This is a genomic window from Streptomyces sp. Tu6071 (genome assembly GCF_000213055.1).
Taxonomy (GTDB): domain Bacteria; phylum Actinomycetota; class Actinomycetes; order Streptomycetales; family Streptomycetaceae; genus Streptomyces; species Streptomyces evansiae.
In genome coordinates this window covers 124486-147347 of record NZ_CM001166.1, presented here as the reverse complement: position 1 = coordinate 147347, position 22862 = coordinate 124486, and the positions used below count along the sequence as shown (strand labels likewise).

The 22862-nt window shown below is 71.7% G+C and carries 21 protein-coding genes and 1 pseudogene; 9 read left to right on the top strand and 13 right to left on the bottom strand.

What is annotated here, in order from left to right; genetic code table 11:
- On the bottom strand, positions 1–208 hold a 208-nt coding region (locus tag STTU_RS35815), incomplete at its 3' end, for a hypothetical protein (RefSeq protein WP_234019438.1).
- Between the two features lie 123 nt (positions 209–331).
- Between STTU_RS35815 and STTU_RS32105 the strand changes: the two genes are divergently transcribed.
- Positions 332–3118 carry a DEAD/DEAH box helicase gene (locus tag STTU_RS32105; RefSeq protein WP_007830826.1) on the top strand — a complete coding sequence of 929 codons (2787 nt, stop codon included), beginning with the start codon at positions 332–334 and terminating at the stop codon, positions 3116–3118.
- A gap of 72 nt (positions 3119–3190) precedes the next feature.
- Positions 3191–3367 (top strand): hypothetical protein, encoded by a 177-nt coding sequence (locus tag STTU_RS34805; protein WP_007830825.1) that lies wholly within the window; start codon positions 3191–3193, stop codon positions 3365–3367.
- A 297-nt stretch (positions 3368–3664) separates the two neighbouring features.
- Here STTU_RS34805 and STTU_RS32095 read toward each other — a convergent pair whose 3' ends face one another.
- From STTU_RS32095 to STTU_RS32085, 3 genes are all read right to left on the bottom strand, one after another.
- Positions 3665–4813 carry an epoxide hydrolase family protein gene (locus STTU_RS32095; protein ID WP_007830823.1) on the bottom strand — a complete coding sequence of 383 codons (1149 nt, stop codon included), beginning with the start codon at positions 4811–4813 and terminating at the stop codon, positions 3665–3667.
- 113 nt (positions 4814–4926) lie between these two features.
- Complete coding sequence (locus tag STTU_RS32090) at positions 4927–6087, bottom strand: MFS transporter (protein WP_007830822.1); 1161 nt, start codon at positions 6085–6087, stop codon at positions 4927–4929.
- Between the two features lie 77 nt (positions 6088–6164).
- Complete coding sequence (locus STTU_RS32085; protein WP_007830821.1) at positions 6165–6773, bottom strand: TetR/AcrR family transcriptional regulator; 609 nt, start codon at positions 6771–6773, stop codon at positions 6165–6167.
- Positions 6774–7000: 227 nt separating this feature from the next.
- On the opposite strand from STTU_RS32085, the pseudogene STTU_RS32080 reads away from it, so the two are divergent.
- Positions 7001–9523: pseudogene (locus STTU_RS32080) on the top strand (Tn3 family transposase); the annotation flags it as partial.
- Between the two features lie 253 nt (positions 9524–9776).
- Here STTU_RS32080 and STTU_RS32075 read toward each other — a convergent pair.
- Entirely contained in the window at positions 9777–10286 is a 510-nt protein-coding gene (locus STTU_RS32075; RefSeq protein WP_043257925.1) for a MarR family winged helix-turn-helix transcriptional regulator, read from the bottom strand.
- Between the two features lie 110 nt (positions 10287–10396).
- Here STTU_RS32075 and STTU_RS32070 point away from each other — a divergent pair, with 110 nt between their 5' ends.
- The 3 genes from STTU_RS32070 to STTU_RS32060 all read left to right on the top strand — a co-directional run bounded on the left by STTU_RS32070 (position 10397) and on the right by STTU_RS32060 (position 14503).
- On the top strand, positions 10397–11899 hold the full coding sequence (locus tag STTU_RS32070) for an MFS transporter (protein WP_007830815.1): 1503 nt from the start codon (positions 10397–10399) through the stop codon (positions 11897–11899).
- Between the two features lie 99 nt (positions 11900–11998).
- A complete protein-coding gene (locus STTU_RS32065) occupies positions 11999–13189 on the top strand; it encodes an FAD-dependent monooxygenase (RefSeq protein WP_043257924.1) in 1191 nt (396 codons plus the stop codon).
- Positions 13190–13495: 306 nt separating this feature from the next.
- Positions 13496–14503, top strand: a complete 1008-nt coding sequence (locus STTU_RS32060) for a recombinase family protein (protein WP_043257923.1) — start codon at positions 13496–13498, stop codon at positions 14501–14503.
- 77 nt (positions 14504–14580) lie between these two features.
- Here STTU_RS32060 and STTU_RS32055 read toward each other — a convergent pair whose 3' ends face one another.
- Both STTU_RS32055 and STTU_RS32050 read right to left on the bottom strand, forming a co-directional pair.
- Positions 14581–15504 carry a Ku protein gene (locus tag STTU_RS32055; RefSeq protein ID WP_043257922.1) on the bottom strand — a complete coding sequence of 308 codons (924 nt, stop codon included), beginning with the start codon at positions 15502–15504 and terminating at the stop codon, positions 14581–14583.
- Positions 15505–15594: 90 nt separating this feature from the next.
- Positions 15595–15843: a LexA family protein gene (locus STTU_RS32050; protein ID WP_007830807.1), complete on the bottom strand. Its 249-nt coding sequence runs from the start codon at positions 15841–15843 to the stop codon at positions 15595–15597.
- A 263-nt stretch (positions 15844–16106) separates the two neighbouring features.
- Between STTU_RS32050 and STTU_RS32045 the strand changes: the two genes are divergently transcribed.
- Complete coding sequence (locus tag STTU_RS32045; RefSeq protein WP_043257921.1) at positions 16107–16460, top strand: hypothetical protein; 354 nt, start codon at positions 16107–16109, stop codon at positions 16458–16460.
- Between the two features lie 2 nt (positions 16461–16462).
- Positions 16463–17011, top strand: a complete 549-nt coding sequence (locus STTU_RS32040; protein WP_007830804.1) for a DUF6233 domain-containing protein — start codon at positions 16463–16465, stop codon at positions 17009–17011.
- 183 nt (positions 17012–17194) lie between these two features.
- On the opposite strand, the gene STTU_RS35810 is transcribed toward STTU_RS32040, so the two are convergent.
- From STTU_RS35810 to STTU_RS32010, 6 genes are all read right to left on the bottom strand, one after another.
- On the bottom strand, positions 17195–17695 hold the full coding sequence (locus tag STTU_RS35810; RefSeq protein WP_043257960.1) for a hypothetical protein: 501 nt from the start codon (positions 17693–17695) through the stop codon (positions 17195–17197).
- A gap of 225 nt (positions 17696–17920) precedes the next feature.
- Positions 17921–18346, bottom strand: coding sequence for a DUF6292 family protein (locus tag STTU_RS32030; RefSeq protein ID WP_007830800.1), 426 nt, complete (start codon positions 18344–18346; stop codon positions 17921–17923).
- A gap of 45 nt (positions 18347–18391) precedes the next feature.
- A complete protein-coding gene (locus STTU_RS32025; protein WP_007830798.1) occupies positions 18392–18967 on the bottom strand; it encodes a hypothetical protein in 576 nt (191 codons plus the stop codon).
- Positions 18968–19110: 143 nt separating this feature from the next.
- The gene (locus tag STTU_RS32020) at positions 19111–19848 is read right to left on the bottom strand and encodes a hypothetical protein (protein WP_043257919.1); all 738 of its coding nucleotides are present in this window, start codon (positions 19846–19848) and stop codon (positions 19111–19113) included.
- Entirely contained in the window at positions 19845–20063 is a 219-nt protein-coding gene (locus STTU_RS32015; RefSeq protein ID WP_043257918.1) for a hypothetical protein, read from the bottom strand. The genes STTU_RS32020 and STTU_RS32015 overlap by 4 nt, the downstream gene beginning before the upstream one ends.
- A 132-nt stretch (positions 20064–20195) precedes the next feature.
- Positions 20196–21425 carry a helix-turn-helix domain-containing protein gene (locus STTU_RS32010; RefSeq protein WP_007830792.1) on the bottom strand — a complete coding sequence of 410 codons (1230 nt, stop codon included), beginning with the start codon at positions 21423–21425 and terminating at the stop codon, positions 20196–20198.
- Positions 21426–21572: 147 nt separating this feature from the next.
- On the opposite strand from STTU_RS32010, the gene STTU_RS34800 reads away from it, so the two are divergent.
- A complete protein-coding gene (locus STTU_RS34800; protein WP_007830790.1) occupies positions 21573–22442 on the top strand; it encodes a hypothetical protein in 870 nt (289 codons plus the stop codon).
- Positions 22443–22862 lie beyond the last annotated feature (420 nt).

Sequence of the window (22862 nt, the reverse complement as noted above, 5' to 3'; positions counted from 1 at the left end):
GAGCGTGGCCCCGTACGACGAGCGCGGCCCCGTACGACGAGCGCGGCCCCGTACGACGAGCGCGGCCCCGTACGACGAGCGCGGCCCCGTACGACGAGCGCGGCCCCGTACGACGAGCGCGGCCCCGTACGACGAGCGCGGCCCCGTACGACGAGCGCGGCCCCGTACGACGAGCGCGGCCCCGTACGACGAGCGCGGGTTTCATCATACGCCGCATCAGGTGCTGATGCACTGTGTAGACTTGGGGGAATTAGGTAACACCCTGTCGCGTGTAGCTCTTCCCTGACTTGCCCTCAACGCGGGTGACTGATGCATATGTTGAGTTGGGGATTTGGCTTGTCTGCCTCGTGAGGAGTTTCAAATTTCTGTTTCTCGGGTTCCGTTGCGGAAACATCAGGTGGAGCTTATGTCGGACCTCAGGAAATGGGTTCGGGTGGCTGCCCGGGAAAGCGCCCGTTCGGGGCGGGGGGCGCGGGCGACGGTGGTGTCCGCTACGGGTACGGGGAAGACGATCAGCGCGGCTGTTGCGGCGTTGGAGTTGTTCCCTTCGGGGCGGGTTCTCGTGATGGTGCCGACGCTGGATCTGCTGGTGCAGACGGCGCAGTCGTGGCGGGCGGTGGGGCACACGGCGCCGATGGTCGGGGTGTGCTCGCTGCCCGGGGATCTGCTCCTGGAGGAGTTGCGGGTGCGGACGACGACGCACCCGATCCGGCTCGCGCTGTGGGCCGGGCAGGGGCCTGTGGTCGTGCTGGCGACGTACTCCTCGCTCGTGGGCGGGGACGGGCAGGGCGGGCCCCTGGAGGCCGCCCTGGCGGGCTCGGGGTTGTACGGGCAGCGGATGGACGGCTTCGACCTCGCGGTCGTGGACGAGGCGCACCGTACGGCGGGCAGCGCGGCGAAGCCCTGGGCCGCGATCCACGACAACGCCCGTATCCCGGCGGCGCACCGGCTCTACCTCACCGCCACCCCGCGCGTCCTCGCGCCCGCCCGCCCCGACAGGGACGAGGACCAGGAGGAGGGCGGCGGGGAGGCGCCGGCACTCGTGACGATGGCGAACGACCCGGAAGGCGAGTACGGGGCGTGGATTCACGAACTCGGGTTGTCCGAGGCGATCGAGCGGAAAATTCTTGCGCCTTTCGAGATTGATGTTTTGGAGATTACCGATCCTGAGCCGGAATTGATGGAAGGAATGGACCGGGAGGCGCGGCGTGGGCGGCGGCTCGCCCTGCTCCAGACTGCGTTGCTGGAGCACGCGGCCGAGCACAATCTGCGCACCGTGATGACGTTCCATCAGCGGGTGGAGGAGGCGGCGGCTTTCGCGGAGAAAATGCCGGAGACAGCGGCGGAGCTTTACCGGAATGAGGTGTCGGCGGAGGATCTTGCCCTAGCCGAGGAGCTCCCGGCCTCCGAGGTGGGCGGGGGCTTCTACGAGCTGGAGCCGGGGCGGCATGTGCGGCCGGAGCGGGTGTGGTCGCGGTGGCTGTACGGAGAGCACCCGGTGGCCGAACGCCGTGCGGTGCTGCGGGAGTTCGCGAACGGGATGGACTCGGCAGGGGTGCGGGTGCACCGCGCGTTCCTCGCCTCCGTCCGCGTGCTCGGCGAGGGCGTCGACATCGTCGGGGAGCGCGGGGTCGAGGCGATCTGCTTCGCCGACGCGCGCGGGTCCCAGGTCGAGATCGTGCAGAACATCGGCAGGGCGCTGCGCCCGAACCCGGACGGGCAGACGAAGACGGCGCGGATCATCGTGCCCGTCTTCTTGGAGGCCGACGAGGACGGGGAGGGGATGGTCGCGAGCGAGGCGTACCGGCCGCTCGTGGCCGTGCTCCAGGGGCTGCGCTCGCACTCCGAGCACCTGGTCGAGAAGCTGATGCTCCGGGCCCGGGTGCGGGCCGAGAGCGCGAGCGCGCGCAGCGCGGAGGAGGCCGGTGCGGGGCCCGCGCGGGTCCTGTCCGACTCCGGGACCTCTTCCCCCGCCTCCCAGGCCTCCGGGGACGTCGAAGGCGAGAACGAGGACGACGTCGAGGCGGGCGCGGACGGCGCTGAGGCGGGCGCGGACGGCGCTGAGGAGTCGGAGTCGGTGTTGTTGCGGTTCTCGACGCCGCGCTCGGCGTCGACCATCGCGGCCTTCCTGCGGACGCGGGTGTACCAGCCGGAGTCGACGGTGTGGCTGGAGGGCTACGAGGCGCTGCGCGCCTGGCGGGCCGAGCAAGGGGTGCGCGGCTTGTGCGCGGTCCCGTACGACGCCGAGGTCGCCGCGGGGGCCTCGCGGCGGTACCCGGTCGGGCGGTGGACCACCGCGCAACGCCGCGCCCGCCGCGAGGGCACCCTCAGCGCACACCGCATCGACCTGCTCGACGCGGAGGGCATGGTGTGGGAGCCGCGCGAAGAGGAGTGGGAGCGCACGCTCGCCGGGCTTCGCTCCTACCGGGCCGCGTACGGGCACCTCGCCCCCCGCCGGCGCGAAACCTGGGGCGAAGACGAGGGTGAGGACGTCGTACGCGTCGGGGACCTGATGGCGAACCTCCGCCGCAAGGACGGACTCGGGCGGGACGCGGAGCGGGCCGCCGCGCGCGCGGCCCAGCTGAGGGCCGTCGATGCGGACTGGGACTGCCCCTGGCCGCTGGACTGGCAGCGCTGCTGTCGGCAGCTCGCGCTCCTGGCCGCCGACGAACCCGACGGACGCGCGCCCCGGATCGCGCGCGGGGTGCGCATCGACGGGGACGACCTCGGCGCGTGGGTCGCGCGGCAGCAGGAACCGCGGGTGTGGGCGAAGCTCAGCACCGAGCAGCGGGCGCGACTCGAAGCGCTCGGGCTCCGGCCTACCGAGACGGCCCCACGGCGGGGTGTGGAGGGCACGGGGGCGGCGGGGAGCGGGAAGCGGACGGCGGCGGCGCGAACGGCCTTCCAGCGCGGCCTCGCGGCGCTCGCGCAGTGGGTCGAGCGGGAAGGCGCGGAGAAACCCGTACCCCGCAAACACACCGAGACCGTGAGCGTGGACGGTGAGGACGTCGACGTACGCCTCGGCGTGTGGGTCTCGAACGTGAAGAGCCGCTTCGACGGGATGGGCGAGGACGAGCGCGGCCAGCTCACCGCGCTCGGAGTGCCCTGGGCGGTGTAGGTGGTGGTCGATGTCCACGCCGTACGCGCCGCCCCCGGCGGGACGTCTCCGCCTGGGGTGGCGCGTACGCCGATGCCCACCGAGACCCTGCCGCCCGAGGTGCGGAATTTCATCGACGATGCGCGGCGTCACCTGGCTTTCTGCGCCGGGCTGCGCGCGGGCGAGGACCCGGCGTACGCGACCGTGCTCCTGGCCGCCGCCGAGCAGGGAGAAGAAGTCCTCGCCCGGTACGAAGGCCGCGTAGCTTAGTGATTGCCACGTGGATGGACTGCATGGGAGCCCACTTCATAAGAGGCTCGACGAACACTGCGCTGGCCGATTCGGGATCGCACCACCGCTAACCGGGGAAATCACCACGAAGATCAACCACTGAAACGTCGACTGGCCAGGGCAAACATGAGTCAGCATCAGTGGTGGGGAAACCCGAACATCTCGGGGGCCTCTTCCCCGAACCCCACAGGGGCTGGAATGGCCCCAGGGTCATCGGGTCCGCCGCCCGTCGGACATTCCCGACGTCACCGACAGAGTCACGCATGGGCCTGCGGTCTAACGGAGGTCGCCGAAGAACGCGGTGATGTCGTCGGCAAGCAAGGCCGGTTCCTCGTGCGCGGCGAAGTGGCCGCCGCGAGGCATACGGGTGTAACGCGTGAGGTGGTAGGTGCGCTCGGCCCAGCTCCGGGGCGGTTGGGCGAGGTCTGCGGGGAACAGGGCGAGGGCGGTGGGGACGTCGACCCGCCGCACGCGCCGGGTGAGCTGGTGCGCGTACTCGTAGTACGGGCGGAAGGACGTGGAGATCGTGCCGGTGAACCAGTAGAGCGATGCCTGGGTGAGGAGGAAGTCGTCGCCGAAGCGGGTGGACAGGTCGCCGCCGCAGTCGGTCCACGCGCGGTACTTCTCGAGGATCCAGGAGAGCAGTCCGGCGGGCGAGTCGTTCAGTGCGGGCGCGAGGGTGAGGGGACGGGTGTTCTGCTGGTGCATGTAGGCGCCCTCCTCTGCCTGCCAGGCCGCGGCGGACAACAGGTGGGTCTTCTCCTCAGGGGTGAGCGAGGCCGGATCGTACTCTGCCGGGGCCGCGGCAGCGAGCAGATGAATGCCGACGACGGCCTCGGGGTGGGCCTCGGCGAGCCGTGAGGTGACGCCGGCGCCCAGGTCTCCGCCGTGGGCCGCGTAGCGTTGGAAGCCCAAGTGGTCGTGCATCAGCCGGTGCCAGAGGTCATGGGTCTGCTCGGCGTCGGTGAGGGCGGGGCGCTGTGGCGAGAAGGTGAAGCCGGGCAGGGAGGGGATGATGACGGTGAAGGCGTCGCGGGCGTCTCCTCCGTGGCGGGAGGGGGCGGCGAGTCGTTCGGCGAGCATGGTGAGTTCCATGACGGTACTCGGCCAGCCGTGGGTGAGCACGATCGGCAGGGCGTCAGGGTGTTCGGCCTCGTAACGCAGGTAGTGCACTCGTGTGCCGGCGATGTCGGCAAAATGGGAGGGCAGTGCGTTGACGGCGGCTTCGTGGGTGCGCCACGTGTAGTCGGTGGCCCAGTACATGACGAGGCGGCGGAGTTCGGCTGCGTCGGTACCCGCCTGCCAGCCGTCGACCGGCCAGGGCTCGGGCCAGCGAGTGGCGCGCAGCCGGGTGCGGAGGTCTTCCAGGTCGGCGTCGGCGACCTGGATGACGGGTGTGCTGGTCGGCACGGTGTGCTCCTTCATGTGCGTGATGTGCAGGGGGACGGCGGCGGTGCGGTTCGTTCTCGTGCGTGACTCGCGGGAGTGGCCCTCCCGGCGTCAAGGGACGGCGACCACGTTCAGGGCTCCGGGGGGCATCAGTGCAAGGGCCCCGGCGCGACGCCGTCGGTCGCCTCTTCATACACAACCCGCGAGGTGTCCCTCAGGGCGCCCGCGAGGGGGAGGCACGCGGCCATGACGGCGGCTACGACCAGCAACGCCGGTGCGAGGCCGGTCCGGTCGGCGAGGGCGCCGAACAGGGGCGGGCTGCAGACAAAGCCGCAGTACCCGATCGAGGTGATCACGCCGACCCGCGCGGCCGCCTGGGCGGGGTCGTCCGAACCGGCGCTCAGACCGAGGGGAAAGCCGAGTGCCGCGCCCGCTCCCCACAGCAGCGTCCCCGCGAACCCCGCCCAGAGGCTGGGCCCGGCCGCGAACAAGACCACCCCGAGGCAGGCGGCCAACGCAGACGCGCGCAGTGCTCCTGGCCGGCCCAGGCGGCCGACGATCAGCGGACCGAGCCAGCGGCCGAGGGTGACGGCCGCGAGGAAGGCGGCGTAGGCGAGCGTAGCGACTGCGGCCGTGGTGCGGTGGCGGTCGATGACAGTGAGGCTGACCCAGTTGCTTCCCGCTCCTTCCGCCAACGCGAAGGCCAGGGCGACGAGGCCGAGGACGACCGTGCGTGGGTCGCGCCATGCGCGCTGTCCGGGCTCCTGCGTCGTCCTGCGTGGTGGCCATGCCGGGGGTGCACTCCGGGGGAGGAAGCGGCGAACCGCCACGGGTGTCAGCACGGTGATGAGCAGGGCCACCGCGCCGATGTGCAGGCTCACCGTTACGCCCAGCGCCGTCAGGAGCGCGCCGAGGCAGGCGCCGACGACGGTGCCGAGGCTGAACCCGGCGAAGAAGCGGGGCATCAGAGCGCGACCGAGTCGTCGTTCGAGGGCTGCGGCGTGCACGGCCACCGCGACATCCCAGAAGCCCGTGGCAGTGCCCAGGACGAAGAGGCCGATGAGGAGCAACGGTGGCCAGAGAGCGAAGCCGGTCGACACCGCAGCGAGGCCGGCACCTACGAACGCGCCCACCGTGGTGACGGCCCGGCGCGGCCCGACCCGTGTGACGAGGAGACCGGCCAGCGGCAACGCCACCAGACCGCCGACCCCGAGGAGGAGCAACAGGAGACCCACTGCCGCGGCGTCCAGATCCATGCGGTCCCGGATCTGCGGCAGGCGGGACGCCCACGTGGCCCCGGCCAGGCCCAAGAGGGCGAAGACGAGGTAGGTCGCCCGTACGGCGCTCGCGGTCTCGCGTGCGTACGAGCCTGGCGCGGCACGGGGTTTCACTTACTCGGCCCGGCGGCCGGGCCGAGCGTCTGCGCCAGGGACTCCCGGGTCGCCTCGGGCGGTTCCTGGTCCGTGGAGAGCAGTGCGTGCATGATCATTCCTTCCAGGAGGGCATCGAGGCGGGCGGCGGCCCGCGGCCCGGTGAAGCGGGCCAGCACCGCCCGGCTGGAGCTGGTCCACTGCTGGGTTAGGACGCGCAGCGCGGGATCGCGCAGCGCCGCCAAATGCAGTTCGAAGCCGAGAACCGCGCTGCGATGCCGGGCCGGTCCTCCTTGGACCACCGTCACCAGGACGTCGATCAGGTCTTCGCGCGATGCCACCTGGGTGAACAGGGCCTCATATTCGGCGGTGCGCTGTTCGACGTACCAGGCGAACGCCTGCGTGCACAGTTCGGTCAGGCTTGCGAAGTGGTAGGTGACGGAGCCCAGTGGCACGTCGGCGCGGGCCGCCACCTTGCGGTGCGTGATCCCGGCGACCCCGTCTTCGACGAGCACCTCCAGCGCGGCGTCGAGCACCCGCTCCCGACGGCGCGGATCGTGCCGACGCGTGCGTCGCCCCTCACCGCCCGCCGCGCCTTGTTCTTCGAATGTTTCTCTCTCCCGCATAGGAACAAACGTACACTACGTAAGAACAAACGTTCTTATGCCTGTCTGCGGATGACAGGACGGTGGATCAGCCCGCGGTGAAGTCGCCGTCCGCGGCGAGTACGGCGCCCGTAACGAAGGCGGATCGCGGGAGACCAGGAAGCACAGGACTTCCGCGACCTCGTGCGGCTGCGCCACCCTGCCCAGGGGGTGGACGTTCCCGAAGGACGCGAGATAGGCGCGGCTGTACGGCCACGGTGGGCCGGCTGTCGGCGGCGACCCGGTCCCGGCTGGACGACCTGGTGGCCGAGGACGCCGGCGGGGAGGAGTCGGCGGGCGGCGGGGTGTCATTCTTCTCCGAGCTGAAGGCGGACCCGGGCGCGCTGGGGCTGGACAGTCTGCTGGCGGAGGTGAACAAGCTCCAGCGGGTGCGTGCGCTGGAGCTGGCGCCGGAGCTATTCGGGGACGTGTCGGAGAAGCTGGTGGCGGCGTGGCGGGCGCGGGCGTCGAAGGAGTACCCCTCGGACCTGCGGGCGGCAGCCGGGCCGGTGCGCTACACGCTGCTGGCCGCGCTGTGCCATGTGCGGCAGACGGAGATCACCGACTCGCTGGTGGAGCTGTTCATCCAGCTGGTGCAGCGGATCAACACGCGGGCGGAGAAGAAGGTTGAGGGCGAGTTCACCAAGGATCTCAAGCGGGTCCGTGGCAAGGAGGGGATTCTGCTGCGGCTGGCGGAGGCCGCGGTCGCGGAGCCGGGCGGCACGGTCCGCAAGGTGATCTTCCCGGTGGCCGGGGAGTCCACGCTGAAGGCCCTGGCGGCGGAGGCCGCGGCGAACGAGGCCCGCTACCGGGCCCGGGTGCGCACGGTGCTGCGGTCGTCGTACTCGGGGCACTGGCGGCGGATGCTCTCCCCGCTGCTGGGGGCGGTGGAGCTGAAGTGCAACAACACCGCTTACCGGCCGGTGATGGACGCCATCGACCTGCTGAAGCGGTACCTGGACCAGCCCATCGCCAAGGAGGGCGCGTTCTTCGACGAGTCGGAGAACATCCCGCTGGCCGGGGTGGTGCGCGAGGAGTGGCGCAAGGCAGTGGTGGACGAGCGCGGCCGCGTCGAGCGCATCCCGTACGAGCTGTGCGTGCTGGTCAGCCTGCGGGACGCGCTGCGGCGCCGGGAGATCTGGGTCCCGGGCGCGGGCCGGTGGCAGAACCCCGAGGGCGACCTGCCCCCCGACTTCGAGGACAACCGCGATGTCCACTACGACGCGATCCGCCAGCCGCAGGACCCTGGGTCCTTCATCGGGGCCCTTCAGAAGCGGCTGCGGGAGGCCCTGACCCGGCTCGACACCGCGCTGGAGCTGGGCACCACGGGCGGCGTGGACATCGTCCGCAAGCACGGCGAGCCGTGGATCAAGGTCTCGCCGCTGGGCAAGCAGGCAGAGCCGGAGAACCTCGTCGCGCTGAAGGCGGAGATCGAACGCAGGTGGGGCACCATCGACCTGATCGACATCCTCAAGGAGGCCGAGTTCGCCACCGGGTTCACGTCCGAGTTCGCCTCAGTCGCCACGAGGGAGGCGGTCCCGAAGGCGGTGCTGCGGCGCCGGCTGCTGCTCGTGCTGTTCGCGCTGGGCACGAACATGGGCATCAAGCGGGTCGCGGTCACCGGCAAGCACGGCGAGAGCGAGGCCGTCCTGCGCCGGGTGCGGCACCTGTTCGTCAACCGCACCAACCTGCGCGCCGCCCTGGTCCGCCTGGTCAACGCCACCTTCGCCGCCCGCGATCAGGCGTGGTGGGGCGAGGGCACCGCCTGCGCGAGCGATTCGAAGAAGTTCGGGTCCTGGTCCAGCAACTTCATGACCGAGTGGCACCAGCGCTACCGCGGGCCCGGGGTGATGATCTACTGGCATGTCGAGCGGAAGTCGCTGTGCGTCTACTCCCAGCTCAAGTCCTGCTCGGCCTCCGAGGTCGCGGCGATGATCGAGGGCGTGCTGCGGCACTGCACGGACGTGGAGATCGACCGCCAGTACACCGACACCCACGGGGCCTCGATCGTCGGGTTCGCCTTCGCCCACATGCTCGGCTTCAACCTGCTCCCCAGGTTGAAGAACGTCGGCTCGGCGCGGTTGTACCGGCCGGCGGCTGGGGAGGACGACACCTGGCCGCATCTGGCGCCGGTGCTGTCGACCAAGACGATCGACTGGGACCTGATCGCCCAGCAGTACGACCAGATCGTGAAGTACACCACCGCCCTGCGGCTGGGCACCGCCGAGGCCGAGCAGGTCCTGCGGCGCTTCACCCGCGGAGGCCCCAAGCACCCCACCTACCGGGCGATCGAGGAACTCGGCCGGGCGGCACGTACGGCGTTCATCTGTGACTACCTCGCCGACGCCGACCTGCGCCGCGAGATCAACGACGGACTCCAGGTCGTGGAGAACTGGAACTCCGCCAACCACGACCTGCTCTACGGCAAGGACGGTGATCTGACCGGCTCCGACAAGGAGTCCCAGGAGGTCTCGATGCTCGCGCTGCACCTGCTCCAGTCCGCGCTGGTGCACGTCAACGCCCTGCTCCTCCAGGACATCCTCGCCGAGGAGAAATGGCAGAAGAAGCTCACCGACGCCGACCGGCGGGCCCTGTCCCCGCTGTTTTGGACGCACGTGAACCCGTACGGCCGGTTCGAGCTGGACATGAATTCCCACCTGGACCTCGTCGCCGCCGTGGCGGCTTCGGTGCCCGGCCCGCGCAGCGGCGAGCCGGCCACGTCCCCGGCCTGACGAGCAGCCGGACAGCGCCGAAGCGGGTTCCTGGGCCGCTATCTGTTCAACATCACTGCCAGCGGTCCCGGCCAGGGCCTGCGTCCCTTCCGTGATCCGGACGCGCCCGAGAACGGTGACGAGGAGGAGTAGCCCCGGTCGGCCCCGTCGCGAAGGTGGCTGCTCCTCGGGTGCGTAGGGCGGGGCGCGGGCTAAGAGGATGAGCGGGTGCGGCGAAGCCGGCTGGGAGCGAGCCGGTCAGGGAGTTCGTCCATCAGGGAGTGCGGAGGGAGCGCGGTGCCACTGCGTTCTGTTCCGTGAGGTGGCCGTCCATGGTGGCGTTCAGGTCGGCCATGAACGCTTCGACCTGTTCCAGGAACTGGGGCGGGTAGGGCGACATCGCGGCGTCGAGGCGGTGGGCGAGCGGGCCGAAGAACTCGTCCGCCCGCTCCTGGATGTGCTCGCCGCTGTGCAATGTGACGATGCGCCGGTCGGAGTGCTCGCGGGCGCGGGTGATGTGCCCGGCCGCTTCGAGGCGGTTCAGCAGCGCGGTGGTGGCGCCGGTGGACAGGGAGATCCGTTCGCTCAGCCGCGCCGGTGACAGGGGGGTGCCGCGTTCCTCGGCGGCGGCGATCTCCAGGACCGCCGTCGCGTCCGTGGAGTGCAGGCCCAGCCAGGCGGCGAAGCGCCGGCTGAGCTCGGAGTAGTGGCCACCGTAGATCCTCAGCGACTCCATCAGCCGCTCACGCTGCTGAGCGACCCCGTCACGCACTGCTTCCTCCACGCCTCCGCCCTTCTCTCCTGTCACACGGTCCGCACAGTCATCCGCTTTGACAACCTACCGCCACCATTTTACCTTCATGATGGAATTACTTCACCATGGAGGTAACTGGAATGCGTGACCCGTCCCCCACCCGCGAGGAGACGACCGAGCCCTACCGGTGGCGGTGGCTGATCCTGGCGGTGATGATCGTCGCGGAGATCATGGACCTCCTGGACGCCTCGATCGTCAACGTCGCCGGACCGGACCTGGAGAAGTCCCTCGGCGCCGGCTCGGTCGGACTGCAGTGGGTGATCGGCGGCTACGCCCTCACCCTGGGCGCCGGTCTGGTGCTCGGCGGGCGGCTCGGTGACCGTTACGGCCGGCGCCGGATGTTCCTGATCGGACTCGCGGCCTTCACCACTGCATCGCTGCTGTGCGCGATCGCGCCGAACATCGAGTCGCTGATCGCCTTCCGCCTGCTGCAGGGCACCGCCGGAGCGATGCTGCTGCCCCAGGGCCTGGGTCTGCTGCGCGAGAACTTCTCCGGCCCCGAGCTCACCAAGGTCTTCGCGATCTTCGGCCCCGTCCTCGGACTGGGCGGCATCATCGGCCCAGTCCTGGGCGGCTTCCTCATCGAGGGCGACTTCTTCGGCCTGGGCTGGCGCTCGGTCTTCCTGATCAACCTGCCCATCGGCATCGCGGCACTGATCGTCGCCGCGAAATTCGTGCCCAAGAAGGCGGGCGACCGCACGGTCCGGGTCGACATGACCGGCGCCGCCCTGATCGTGGCGTCCTGCGCCCTGCTGGTGCTGCCGCTCAACCAGGGCCAGGAGAGCGGCTGGCCGCTGTGGACGTGGCTGTCCATGGCCGCCTCCGCGATCGGGTTCGCCCTCTTCGCCCTCCAGCAGCGTCGCACGGCCGCCGTGGGCCGCGAGCCGCTGGTGACCCCCGGCCTGCTGCGCAAGCCCGCCTTCACCGTCGGGCTCGGCGGCATCGCCCTGTTCTTCGGCGGACTCATCGGCACCCAGCTCGTCCTGACCCTGTTCCTCCAGATCGGCCAGCACTTCACCGCTGGTGACGCGGGCCTTGGCAACCTGCCCCTCGCGGTGGGAACCGCGATCGGCGGCGCCATCAGCGGCGCGTTCCTCGCTGACAGGATCGGCCGCAAGGTGCTCCAGATCGGACCGCTGGTCCAGCTGGCCGGCGCCGCCGTGCTGTGGTTCGAGCTCGACGGCCTCGACTCCGCCTCGTTCTCGATCTGGGACATCGTCCCGGGCACGACAGTGGCGGGCATCGGCGCCGGCATGGTGATCGCCGCACTGTTCAGCTTCATCCTGGCCGCGGTCGACGACGACGAGATCGGATCCGCCTCCGGGGTCCTGTCGGCGGTCCAGGCGGTCGGCGGCTCCATCGGCGTCGCGGTCTTCGGCTCGGTGTTCTTCGCCCAGGCCAAGACCGGCGACTTCACCGGCGGCTTCCACCGGGCCCTGATCGTCCAGGCATGCCTGCTGGTGGTCTTCTTCGCGATCACCTTCCTGCTGCCCAAGAAGGGCCGCCCCGAAGACGAGCAGCACGGCATCACCCCCGAGACCACTGCCGACGACTCCGGCACCAAGCAGCACCTCGCCATCTGAGCCCCGGCCGGGGCCGTGCACGACAAGCGGACCCGGCCGGGACCGCACCGGAGCCGCCGCCCGAGGCGGGAGAAGCCCAGGAAAACGAAAGGGAGCGCCATGACGCACCGGAATGTGCTGATCGCGGGAGCCGGTATCGCCGGTCCGGCCCTGGCCCACTGGCTCAAACGGCACGGAATGCAGGCCACCCTCGTCGAGCGGGCCCCCGCCCCGCGGGAGGGCGGACAGACCGTGGACCTGCGCGGTGCCGGACGGGACGTCGCCCGCAGGATGGGCCTGGAACACACCCTCCGGGACCACGCCACCCGCGAAGAAGGCATCCGCTTCGTCGACGCGGCGAACCGCACCAGAGCCGCCTTCACCAGCGGCGCCTTCGGCGGCCAGGGACCGATCGCCGACCTGGAGATCCTGCGCGCCGACCTCTCGCGCATCCTCTACGAGGCCACCCACCCACACACCGAGTACCTATTCGGGGATGAGATCACACAGCTGTCCGACACAGGAAAGAAGGTCGACGTCACCTTCCGCAACGGGCCGGACCGTGCATTCGACCTCGTCATCGCCGCCGACGGAGCCCGCTCCCGCACCCGCGACCTGATCTTCGGCGACACCACCGACATCCGCCCCGTGGGCCTGACGACCGCGTACTTCACCATCCCCCGCGAGCCCTCGGACGGCACCTGGGCCCGCTGGCACAACGCCACCCATGGACGCACGGCGACCCTGCGCCCCGACAACCGGGGCACCACCCGCGCCTCCCTGTCCTACCTCTCCCCGCCCCGCGGAGACGAACGCCTGGCACCCGACGCACAGAAGCAACTCCTGCGCCGCCTGTTCACCGGCGCGAGCTGGGAGATTCCACGCATCCTCACCGCCATGGACACCGCCGACGACTTCTTCCTCGACTCCGTCATCCAGGTCCGCATGCCTTCCTGGTCCCGGGGGCGGATCGCTGTCGTCGGCGACGCCGCGTACTGCGCCTCGCCCCTCAGCGGCATGGGCACCAGCCTCGCTCTCACCGGCGCCTACGTCCTGGCCGGTGAACTCGCCCACCACGCGCATCACGGCAACGCGTTCGCCCGCTACGAGCACATCCTCCGCCCCTACATCACCCGCGCCCAGCATCTACCGCCCGGCGTTCCTCGCATCGCCTCACCCCGCACCCGGGCCGGCATCCGGGCCCTCAACACCGTCCTGTACGCCGCCTCCCGGCCCCGCATCGCCAAAGCGCTCAACCGCTTCCTCGTACCGCCAGCCGACACCTTCACACTGCCCCCGTACGGCCTCTGACAGGTCACGATCGCTAACAGCACTCTCCTGGGCATCCCGACAGGGCTGGAACACCTATCCGCAGTCCGGCTTCAGACCCCCGCACGCGGTCCACGCGGCACTCAGGTGGTCGCATCCGTACCGCAGTGCCGGTGTCCAAGTCTGCAACCACGTTATCCGGTTCTCATAAACGACCCTTTGCGCGAGCAAGGTCAATCGCGGGCCGCCGGACCCCCGTCGGCCCTGGATTCGTTCGCAGAACCCGTTCTCACTCAAAAGTAGGGCGGAGCCCCTTCTGAGACTTGCATTGTGCGAGAATCCGGGCCCATGACGGACCCTCAGCAGCCCTCGCAGACCGACCGATCGGATGCCGACGACGTCGAACAGCACGCCTGTCCGAAGTGTGACACGCAGCCCGGCTCGCCGTGCCGCTCGCGCGGCGGCGCGGTTGCCTCCGCCTACCACACCCGCCGCTTCACGATGGTGCCCCGGCTGAAGAAGGCGCTGCGCGTGCCGACCCCGGCCGACCGCGGCCCGGGCCGGCCGTGGCGGCCGGGCACCCCGCCGCCGACGCCGATCGATCCGGACCTGCCGAGCGCGGACATCCGCATCGGCTACGCACGGTGCTCGACGCTCGGGCAGGAACTCGACTCCCAGCTCGACGCGCTCGCGGGACACGGCGTCCCAAGGGACAAGATCTTCAGCGAGAAGATCAGTACCCGGGTGCGGGTCCGCCCGAAGTTCGAGGAGGCGCTGAGGACCGCGCGGGAGGTCAAGGCGCACGCCCCGCACTGCCGGGTCATCTTCACCGTGTACGAGATGAAGCGCCTCGGCCGCGACGCCGCCGAGCTCACCGCGCTCGCCGACCACCTCACCGCCCACGGCCTGGTCCTGGAGATGCTCGCCGGGCCCTTGCCCGGCATCTACGACCCGACCGGGCCGGGGAAGCTGCTGTTCGCGTTCTTCGCCGCGATGGCGGAGACCGAGCGGGAGAACATCCGGGAGTCCACGCTGGAGGGGCTCGACACGGCGGCCCGCAAGGGCAAACACGGCGGCCGACCCCCGGTCATCACCGACGACATGCTCCACACTGTCCTGCGGCGCCGCGCGGGCGGCGAGTCCGTCGAGCAGATCCAGCCTGACCTGATCATCCCCACCGGCAAGCGCAAGGGCCACAACCCCTCAGTGGCCAGCGTCTACCGGGCCCTCGCCGAGCACGCCAAACGCGAGGCATACCCCGAAGCCGTCGCCCAGGCGCACGCCGACTTCGCTGCCCTTCGGGCCGACGACGTCCCCGGGCCCCGCCTCGCACCCTCTGACCGAGCGTCACTCTGATCACAGAGAGCTACTTGTCACTTCGCGGCAGCTTCGGGAGGACAGGGCCTACTCAGGCGCTCGCGCGAGGCCAGGGGTCAGGCGGGCTTCTTCCGGCTCGTCTTCTTCGCGGTCGTCTTCTTCGACGTTGCCTTCTTGGCTGCGGTCTTCTTCGTCGGCGCTTTCTTCGCGGCCCGCTTCTTCGGCATCTCGTGGACGGTCGCGTCCTTGCCGGTCTCGCCGCGGGCTTTTTGCGCGCGGTCCACGCTGTCCTGGAGGGCGGCCATGATGTCCACGACCTCCCCGCGCGGCTGCTCCTCGCGCTCGGCGCGCGGCGGCGCACGGTGCTCGGCCTTCGCCTCGACGAGCTTCTCGACCGCGTTGCGGTACTCGTCCTCTTCGTCGCCGATGCCGTCGCGGGCCATGGTGTCCATGAGGGCGAGCGCCCCGGTCATCTCGTCCTCGGTGAGGTCTACGCTGGGCGGGGCGAGTCCCTCGGGGGAGCGGATCTCGTCGGGCCAGTGCAGGACCTGGAGCGCGATGACGTCCTGGTCGAGCACACGGAGCATCCCCAGGCGCTCCTTCCCGGAGAACGCGTATTTCGCGAGGGCGACTTTGTCGGTGCGCTCCAGGGCCGCGCGCAGGAGCGCGTACGGCTTCGCGGCGACCTGCCCGTCGGCGGCGAGGTAGTAGGTGTCGCCCATCTGGATGGGGTCGATCTCAGAGGCGTCGACGAACGCCTCGATCTCCAGGGCGCGCGCGGTGGGGAGGGGGAGGTCGTCGAAGTCGGAGTCCGAGAGCGGGACCACGGTGTCCTTCGAGACCTCGTACCCGCGCGCGATCTCGTCGGCCGACAGCTCCTTGCCGTCGAGTTCGCACACCTTCCGGTTGCGGACGAGGCCGTCGTCGGCGGTGTGGATCTGCCGGAAGTGGATGCTGTGGTCGCCGACGGCGGGGAGCATTTTCACGGGGATCGTGACCAGGCCGAAGCTCACGGCGCCGGACCAGGCGGGACGGACCACGACTACCTCCAGGCCCCCCGGGAGCGGATGCGATCAGCGTAGGAGGGGTGGGGGGCGGCGGCATCCGGGGCCGGACCCGGCTGCCGCCGGTCAGCCCAGGCGGCAGGTGCGCCAGTGCAGGCCCGTACGGACGAGGGCGCCGCTCTCCTCCAGGGCCTTCAGGTGGTGGGCGATGGTGGCGAGCGCGAGCCCGGTGACGCGCTGGATCTCCCGTACGGAGGGGCCTTGGCCGGTCTCGGCGATCGCGTCCCGTACGGCGGCGAGCACGCGGTGGCGCCCGTCCCCCGCCGTCACCTGGTCCCCCGCGAGGGCGGGGACGCGGGCGCGGGCGGGCGGCACAGCAGAGCCCGGCGGGCCGTGGTGGGCGGGCCGTCGAGCAAGCGGGCGGACTGCCGGATCAGTGCCCGGCGCAGAGGCGTGGCGGCGGCGGGGTGTGCGAGGGCGAGGGCGTGGTAGGTGGCTCGCCGTTCGAGGGCGAGCCGGAGCAGGGCATCGTTCACACCCCTACCCGATCACATGTTCGATTTTTTGGGCAACCGAACCCGCGCAAAACGCCACATCACCGCCGTGCGCGCGCTCTGGCCGGTCGTACCCTCGCTGGTGTGACCGATTTCCCCGACGATCTCCTCGCGGCTCAGCGCGACCTCACCGCCGTACGCGCGACCCTTTCCGCCCGCCTCGCGGCGCTGCCGCCCTCGGCGGAGCCGATGCCCGCGTGGGAGCGGCCGGACGGCTACTGGGCGGGCGCCCGTACGCACCCGGCCTCCCCGGGGTGGAGCGAGGAGGAGCGCCAGGAGGTCGCCGCGCTCCGCGAGCGCGAACGGGATCTCGCGGCGGCGATCGTGACGCACGAGCTGTGGGCGAGCGTGCCGGCCGAGGAACGGATGCGGGCCCGCGACGCACTCAAGCACGCCCACGAGACACAGGCCGCCGAGGCGGCGGGGGCCCGGGGCTGAGTGTGTCGGGCCACGAAGGCGCGAGCAGCAGCGGGGCGCCGGGGGTGTGGGTGGTGCTCGCGGACGGGCAGGAGGTGCGGGGGCGGCTCCTCGCGCGGCGCCAGCTCCCGGACGGGTGGCGCTACCGCGTCGCGCTCCCGCTCTACCGCAACGTGGGCGGGGAGGGCCTGGAGGTCGAGGCGGCGCAGTACGAGGTGTGGGTGCGGGCCCCCGAGCATGTGCGGCCCGTCGAGGACGTCGACTACACGGGCGTGCCGACCACGGCGCTCCCGGCGCCCTCGCTCGTGGAGGTGGCGCTCGGGCCGCGCAGGCCCGCCGGGTGGGTGCTGGCGAAGAGCGGCGGCGGGCGCCGGGGGCCCTCCCGTGCGGTGCTGCACGCCGTGGACTGCGCCGAGGCGCCGCCCGGCCTTCCGGTCCTGCGGGTGGAACAGGCGCTCAACGCTGCCGAGCACCCCGCCACCCGGGCTTGCGCCCTGTGCGGGGCCGGTGCGGAGCTTGATCCGCTTCTGCGGGGCTTCGACCCGCAGGAGGACGCGGTGGGAGACCCCTGAGAGGGGCGATGAGGTGGGCTTCGCGTCAGCACCGGGACAACACAGCCAGGGACTCGACGCGGACAGCATCGTGCAGCAGACTCACCTCGCGGCCTTGGCATGATCGACAACGCACATGATCACACCAAGGCTGCGTCACTGTCCGGAAAAGGCGGAAACGCTCGTGACGCTGGCCGGAGATCTTCAGGCACAGACCAGTGATGCGCGGATTCGAGCAATGCCGCGCAGGATCTCGTCCCGATTCTTCGCGCGCTTGATCCATAGTGGCAGACGGGCGACCAACGTCATCTTCTGCCCGGTGTCGTACCAGGGCGCTCGTTCGCGCAGCGGTGCTTGGACGAAGCGCCGTAGCAAGTCGAGGTGCTCCAGGTCGTACGCCCACAACCACCCGTGTCGAGTCTCAATTTGGAGCCACAAAAGCACGCCGAAGTATGGATCCGTCGCTGGCGCGGCGGTGCCCCGGGAGAGGGCGACAGCACGGCCGCTCCACAGCCGTGACAAGCCGCAGCTACGGCAGACCAGACGCCTCGGCCTGAACAGGGTCCGACCTCCGCAGCCAGAGTCGTTGGTCGCTGGAACGACAAGGGCGGCCTTCGCGCAGCCAGGGCATCGCACCATGATCGAGCTAAGGAAGTCGTACTCGGTGCTGCGCGGATCTCGGAACCGACCGGAGGAAGAGGCCATGCGGTGAGTATGCAACTGCCCACGGAGCCAGTGCACCCCGATTCGCCGCCTCGTGCGCGACCCCCTGCCATCCCCGCCAGGAGCCACACGAGGGTTAAACAACAAGGTCAGTGCCTGTTTCTGAACCCTGTAACAGCAGGTCAAGGGCCGTCAGTCCGGAATGGGAATTTTGCGCAAGCGTTCGGGGAACGGTCACGGTGACCGTTCCCCGAACGGGGCGGCAGTTCAGGCCGCCGCCTCCCAGCGTTCTACAGCGGCCATCGTGGGGCGCACGTCCCACCGGGCGCCGACGACGCAGATAGGGCCCGGGGACCATCCGTCGAGCCCGTGTGTGAGCCGGGCCTGAACGTCGGCGGCGACCTGCCGCGGGTCGCAGTAGATCAGGGAATCCGGCGAAAGGTCGTAGATGTTCCGGCCTCCGCCGGCCTCGATGAGGCGCCATCCGTCGTACTGGTCCCAGCTCAGGTACACGCCGTGCGGCCAGTGGTCGCGGTCCGCGACGCCGGTGTGCCACTGGAAGACGGCGTCGAGACGGTCGGTGCCAGCGCCGGAGTCGTCTTCGCTGGTCCACCACTGTGCGGGCGCAATGTCGCGGGCGGCGAGCGCGTCGGCGACAGCGGCCATGTACTCGTTGTGCGGTAGGTCAGTCATTTCAGTCCTTTGCGGTGGGCGTTGCCGAGCGAGGGAAACGGGCACTCAGGCGGCGAAGCCGATGTTGGTGACGTACTCGTACTGACCCCACTGCGAACCGAGGTCGACCACCACCTCGTCGACCCACGCGGCATCCAGGCCCGCGTCGTCCCCGGCCTCCCACGCGCCGACGATCCGCTCCCACTTGCGCACGTTGAGGGTGCGGTACTCCACGACCCGCTGGCGAGGGCGTTCCACCCCGGATTGATTGACGGGGTGGAACTCGACGCGGGTCCCCCGGCCCTGCCGGTTGAGGCGGGCCAGGAGGTGCCGGGAGACGTTCTGACGACGCACCGCGCGGTAAGTGGCGTCGATCTCGCGGAGCGTACGGGCGGAGGGGCGGCGTGTGCCCTGCATCTGCGCCTTGATCGTGCGGTCCGAGATCGTGAGCCCGGCCTCCCGGGCGGCGGCGAGCTGGCGGGCACTGCTCGTGAGGTAGCGCAGCCGCGCGGTCAGGCCACGGCGGGTGGTGACCGGGGACGCGATGAACCCGGCGAGGCTGTCGAGGCGGCGGGCGACGAACTCGTGGCCCTTGACGCCCTGGGCGCCGTACGCGCCGAACTCGATGTTCCGCTCAGGCATCCCGTCCCCTCCCGTACGTTGCCGAATTACGGCACCTTGCCAGTATATCCCCTGTTTTGTATGGGAGTTGACGCGGTAGCGGCCTCCCCGTACCGGCGGCTGCGGTACGGGGAGGCCGGGTGCCCGCGCGCTTCCTGCGGGGGTCAGGGGCGCGGGCCGTCCTGGAGGGAGAGCCGCCACGCGAGGGGGAGGTACACGTCGAGCGCGGCCCGGGGGGACATGCGGAGGGTGGTGCCGTCCACGCAGCGCACTTCGAGCCGGGGAGCGGTGGAGGCGCGGGGGGCGGGCAGCCGGGGCGCCTGCGCGGCGACGCGGGTGACGCCCCCGTACCGCAGGCAGTGCCCGTCGCGGAGCAGGACGGCGGGCAGGGGCCAGAACTCCCGGGCCGCGCCGGGGGGCTCGGCGGCGTCGGCGCGCAGGACCGGGGCGGCGTCGGCGGTGCGGGTGAGGACGTCCGCGAGGCTCACCGCGACGCCGGAGGCGGCACCGCCGAGCGCGACCATGGCGGTGCCCATGGCAGCGGGGCGCTCGGCGCCCAGAGAGGGCAGCCGCAGGCCCACCCGGTCCAGAGCGGTACGCAGCGCGGTCACGGCGTCGGCCGCGTCCTCCTCTTCGCCCGGCTCCGCGCGGTCGGCGCGCAGGTCGGGGAGGACGGCGGCGGCGTGGGTGAGGACGGCGGCGAGGCGCAGGGCCGTGATGGCGGGGGCGCGGCCGAGGGTGACCATCGCGGTGCGGCCGGTGGGGAGGTCGCCGCGCAGCTCGGGGAGGGTGATGCCGAGGCGGGCGGCGGCCTCGCGCAGCCCTGCTGCCGCGCCGTCGCCCGCCCGGCGGCCGGTGAGAGCGTCGAGGACGCTGTCCGCCTCTGTGGTCGTGCGGGTCATGGGGTCGCCTCCCGGGTCAGGGTGTCCAGGTCGGGGAGGGGCACGATCCACTCGCGCCCTCCCCCGCGTGCGGGCCGCAGGAACACCACGACGACCTCCCCCTCCTTGTGCCACTCCTTCGTCACGGCGACGGGCAGCCAGCGCTCCCCGTCGGCGTCGAGGCGGGGGCGGCGCAGCGCGCGCGGGAGATCGGTGTAGTACTCCAGGTTCGGCACCTTCTCAGCGTGAGAGCCCGTCACCCGCCACAGGGGGCCATTTCGGCCCCCCTACCCGAGGGGGCCGAAATGGCCCCCTGTGGCGGTCCTCGCCCGGTACGCCGAGGACCGGGCGATGCCGCGCGGCGCCGTCTACTCGACGGGCACGCCGACGAGTGAGGCGACCTCGTGCGCGGCCCGGCGTAGGGGCGCGGGGGCGGTACGAGCGAGGTCCTCGGCGAGCGCGCGCCCGGCGGGGACGTAGCGCACCGCCTCCGGCGAGGTCGCCACCGCGAGACGCAGGTACGTCAGGGCGGCGGCGACCTGGCGCCGCGCGCGCTCGCCGCGCGCGGCGTCGAGGTACAAGCGGGAGCGGCGCTCGACGCTCGGGATCGTCTCCGGGTCCACCTCGGTCATGCGCTGGAGCGCGGTGCCGTGGGCGCCGAGGTCGGCGGCGATGCTCACCCCGTGCACGGCGACATTGCCCTCGCCGAACGCCGTCCACGGGTGCATGTACGCGGTGCCGAGGCGGGCAGCGGCGCGGTCGGCCTTGTCCCACCAGTGCCACGCGTCGCCCTCGCGGCGCTCCTGGGCGGCGCTGAGGGCCACGTGCAGGCACAGGCTCCCGTACAGCCCCCGTAGCCGGTCGGAGCCGTCTTCGGTGCTGCGCTCCAGGGTCTCGGCGGCGTCGGCCGCGACGCGCCGCGCGCCCTCCGTGTCCCCCGCCGCCCGCAAGCCGTTGCCGGTGACCCAGGCGGCGCCCGCGAGCGCGAGCACGTCGTCGGCCGTCTCGGCGAGCATCCGGGCCCGGTCCACCAACGTCCAGTACAGGGGCGGGTCGACGATGTGCGCGGCGTACTGCTGGGCGAGGGCGTAGACCTCGGAGAGGACCACGGCGGCGCGGCGCTTCTCGGGGCCCTCGGCGGCGCGCATCGTGGCGTGCCCGGTGCGGATGAGATCGGGAAGTACGGCTGCGACAGCGGTGCGCTGCTCGCGCACTCCGTGCCAGATCGCCCACGTCCGGGCGACCCGCCCGGCGAGGACACCGACGTCCTCGGGCTCCTCCTGAACGAAGAGCGGCGCGTGCACCGCGGCTCGCAGCTCTTCGACGCCGGGGTGGGCGAGGCGCCCGCCGGTCGCCACGGGCATGGACGTCTGCCCGCCCGTCAGCTCCGCGACGTCGGTCAGGCCCAGGACGCGGCACAGGCGGTAGAGCGTCGGCAGCCTGTCCTCGGTGCGCTGCCCCGTCTCCACCCTCTTCACCCAGTCGGGGCCCACGCCGAGGAGGGAGGCGAGCTGCGGGCGCGTCAGGTGCCGGGCTTCGCGCGCGCGCCGCAGCCGCGCGCCGTCCACGCACAGGGTCTCTTCGGTCGGGCCGTCCATGAGGGGCCCCCTTCCGCTCTTCTTCTCTGTACCCGCAGCGTAGCCACGCGCACCCCGGCCCCGGACCGAATTGCCCAGCAGGGGCGGGGGTTGGGCCGTGCCGAGGTGGTGGGCGCGCCCGTTGAGGAGGTGGTGAGAGGAGCGGGGATGAGCGAGCTGCCGAGCGTGTGGGACCTTCTGGGGCGTCTGGGCCTGGCGGGCGGGGTGGTGGTGGGGGTGGTCGGCGCCGTCGTCCTGTCGCTCGTGATCGTGCCCGCCGAGGACTTCAACCGCGGTTTCGAGACGGGCGTGCGGGCAGTGGTGCGGTACCTGTCCGGCCGCGAGCTGGGCAGCGGGACCGCACCAGGTGACGCGACGTGGTGGCGTCCGGCGACGAACGAGGCCCCGGCGCCGCCCCCGAGGGCCCGGCCCCTGCGGGCGGCTGCGACGGCGGTGAAGCGGTGCGCGGTACGCGCGAGGACGTCGGGAGTTCGGTACGGGCGGCGGGTGCGGGGACGGGTGCGCGAGCGGTTCCCGGACGTGCTGCGGGCGGCGGGGCGCGGGGTGAGGTCGGCGGCGGGAGCGGGCCGGGCCGCGCGGTCCCTCGCGCAGTGGCCGGCACTCGGACGGGCCGTCGCCCGGACGCTCGCGCGGAGCGGACCGGCGGCATGGGCCGCAACGGCGGCGGCCGGGGCGGCGTGCGGGCGCGGGGCGGGCCGGGCCGGGCGGTGGACGGTGCGGGCCGGGCGGGCGGCGTACGCGGCGGCGGTGCGGTCGGGACGTGCCGCAGGGCGGGTGGTGAGCGGCGCGGCCGTGGGAGTGGTGCGGGTGCTGCGGGCGTGGGGGCGGTGGCCGTACGCGGCGCGCGCGGCCGTACGGATCGCGCCGGGGGTGCTGGCGTGGGGGGTGCTCGCGGCGCCGGGGACGACCCGCGCCGTGGTCCTGGTGCTCCTCGGCGCCGTCGTGCTCGCAGCGCTGAGCGGGCCGTCAGGGGCCCGGTGGTGGTGTGTGCCCCCGGCACGGGAACGGCGCGCCTAATGCACCTCACCGAGCGCACCGGATGACGGGATGTCCCGCACTCCCCCACCGGGTGAACTGCACCAGGTGGAACGCACACCGTGGCCCCCGCTCGCCTCCGCGCACGGGGCAGCAGGACAGACGTTGGCGTGACCGCACCAGGTGTCGGAACGCGACCGGTTGCCCGCCCCCGAAGCCGCCCGGGAACGGGGGAAAGTAACGGGGACCGCACCCTTAAGAACGGAGGCCACCTGGTTGCCCCGGCCCTCCTCACCTCTCGCCGGAGCCGCGTGAGCGCCTGGATCAGCTCGCCGATGCCGCGCGCCTCCCTCCGTGAGGCAGAGCCCAGCGCAAGAAGCGGTCTCCCGGCCCTGCAGTTGTCCGAGGACAGCCGGACGGAAGACTGAATCGGCCTACGGCGACCGGCATCAAGAGCCCTGG